1 protein-coding gene and 1 pseudogene are annotated in these 2,783 nt (G+C 61.0%); both read right to left on the bottom strand.

The genetic code is table 11. The annotated features are described in order from the left end of the window. On the bottom strand, positions 1-2,338 hold a 2,338-nt coding region (locus DQW91_RS16395; protein WP_157961493.1), incomplete at its 3' end, for a hypothetical protein. A gap of 111 nt (positions 2,339-2,449) precedes the next feature. Next, a pseudogene (locus tag DQW91_RS16390) lies at positions 2,450-2,783 on the bottom strand (hypothetical protein); the annotation flags it as partial.

Raw genomic sequence — 2,783 nt, 5'->3', positions numbered from 1 at the left:
ACGTCACGTTGTCGAAGAACGTCTGCAGATCGCTCGCCTTGCCCCTCACCGTGACCGTGCGGGCACCCGACAAGACGCTGTTGCTGACGAGCGTCACGCCCGTGCCGGACAGACCGCCCAGGATGCCCTCGGCGTCGGCAAACGACAGCGTGACCGTGATGTCGTCGTTCTGGCCATCGGCAAGCGTCACACCGACGAACGGATTGACCGCAGCGCCGTTGTCGTCCGCCGCAAAGCTCGTCGCACCCGTAATCGAGAACGTCGGCGCCGTGTTCGGCGGCGTCTTGTCCTTGATCGTGGTGACCACGTTCACGACATTGTTGTGCGTGCTCGCCGTGTGCGAGGCGTCCTTCACCGTGAAGCTGAACTGCGTCGTGAACGTGCCCGAGTTGGCCGTCGAATCCGTCGGATCGAACGTCACGTTGTCGAAGAGGTTCTGCAGATCGACCGCCTTGCCCCTCACCGTGACCGTGCGGGCGCCCGACAAGACGCCGTCGCTGACGAGCGTCACACCCGCGCCGGACAGGCCGCCCAGAGTACCCTCGATGTCGGCGAACGAGAGCGTGACCGTGAGCTCGTCATTCTCCGCATCGCCAAGCGTCACGCCGGCGAACGGCTTGACCGCAGCGCCGTTGTCGTCTGCAGGGAAGCTCGTCGCACCCGCGATCGAGAACGTCGGCGCCGTGTTTGCCGGCGTCTTGTCCTTGATCGTGGTGACCACGTTCACCGCGTTGTTGTACGGCGTCGCCGTATGCGACGCGTCCTTCACGGTGAAGCTGAACTGCGTCGTGAACGTGCCCGAATTGGCCGTCGAGTCCATCGGGTTGAACGTCACATTGTCGAAGAACGTCTGCAGCGCGGACGCCTTGCCCGTGAACGTGAACATGCGAGCGCCCGACGTCGCACCGTTGTCGGTGACCGTCACGCCCGCGCCGGTCAGGTTGCCCAAAACGCCCTCGATGTTGGCGAATGAGAGCGTGACCGTGAGGTCGTCGTTCTCATTATCCCCAAGCGTCACGCCGACGAACGGATTGACCGCAGGGCCGTTGTCGTCTGCAGGGAAGCTCGTCGCACCCGTGATCGAGAACGTTGGCGCCTGATTCGCAGGGGTCTTGTCCTTGATCGTGGTGACCACGTTCACCACGTTGTTGTACGGCGTCGCCGTGTGCGACGCGTCCTTCACCGTGAAGCTGAACTGCGTCGTGAACGATCCCGAGTTGGCCGTCGAATCCGTCGGGTTGAACGTCACGTTGTCGAAGAGGTTCTGCAGATCGACCGCCTTGCCCCTCACCGTGACCGTGCGGGCGCCCGACAAGACGCTGTCGCTGACGAGCGTCACGCCCGCGCCGGACAGGCCGCCCAGGGCACCCTCGATGTCGGTGAATGAGAGCGTAACCGTGAGCTCGTCATTCTCCGCATCGCCAAGCGTCACGCCGGCGAACGGCTTGACCGCAGCGCCGTTGTCGTCCGCCGCAAAGCTCGTCGCACCCGCGATCGAGAACGTCGGCGCCGTGTTTGCCGGCGTCTTGTCCTTGATCGTGGTGACCACGTTCACGGCGTTGTTGTGCGTCGTCGCCGTGTGCGAGGCGTCCTTCACCGTGAAGTTGAACGGCGTTATGATCGTGCCCGAATTCTGCGTCGAGTTCGTCGGGTCGAACGTCACGTTGTCGAAGAAGTTCTGCAGATCGACCGCCTTGCCCACGAACGTATAGGTGCGCGTGCCGGACGTCATGACGTTGCCGGTGACCTGCACGCCTGCGCCGGACAGGCCGCCCAAGGTACCGTCGGCGTCGGCGAACGAGAGCGTGACCGTGAGCTCGTCGTTCTCCGTATCCCCAAGCGTCACGCCGACGAACGGCTTGACCGGATCCCCGTTGTCGTCCGCCGGAAAGCCCGTCGCACCCGTGATCGAGAACGTCGGCGCCTGGTTCGCCGCGGTTTCGTCGACGTCCTTGAGGTAAACGTTCACGGTCAACTGCTGGAGCACGGTGCCTGTATTGTTCGTATCATTGGAATCACGGAACCAGAAGGTGATGCCATCGAAAACGCCACCCGTATTCGGATCTTCGAAGTCGAAGTTATTCGGTCCCCCCAAGGCGACGAGATACCACTTGCCGCCTTCCTTGACGACGGAAAAACGGCCACCCCAATCTTCGACGATCTCGATTTTGTAGCTTCCGGAGGGGGGAAGTCTTGTCGCATCAAAGCCTGTAATCTCAGCGATCTTCAATCCGTTGGTGAGGTTTTCGTCGATATTAAGCGTTCTGCCCGCGTCGACGATTTCCGGGTTGAAGGGATCGTTTTCCGCGTTGTCGATGAGTATCAGATTAACAGCCATAGTTCGCCCTTTTACTTCATTTAATTGTGCAATTGCATGCACTGGAGTTGAGCCAGATCCGTTACGAAACGAACAACGGATATGAATTCCGCTGTTCGTGTTCCCCGGATTTTAGACGATGTGGAAATACTCGTGCGTCAGAGCAGGTTTTACTGCGCTGGTAATTGTCGCGATCAGGAAGGCGGCAGCACCAACCCCGGCGCCGTCCCGGTCGTACCAGACCTCGCCCGTCGCCTGATTGTAGATGATCCGATGTCCGGCTCCCGCAGTCGCCAGAGTGCCCGCATGGAACGCGCTGCCCTTCAGGATTCCGCTATCAACGAGATCCGACGTGATGCCGTTGAACCGGCTCTGAAGCAAATCGAACCGGTCACCCAGAACGGCCGGATCGGTCGCGCTCTTCAGATCGAACTGGACGATGGTGTCCTTGTTCAGAGCCGTCACT

The sequence above is a fragment of the Microvirga flavescens genome, assembly GCF_003290125.1.
In the GTDB taxonomy this organism is placed as follows: Bacteria; Pseudomonadota; Alphaproteobacteria; order Rhizobiales; family Beijerinckiaceae; genus Microvirga; species Microvirga flavescens.
The sequence above is the reverse complement of the archived record's forward strand: the minus strand, read 5'-3'. Positions and strand labels throughout refer to the sequence as shown.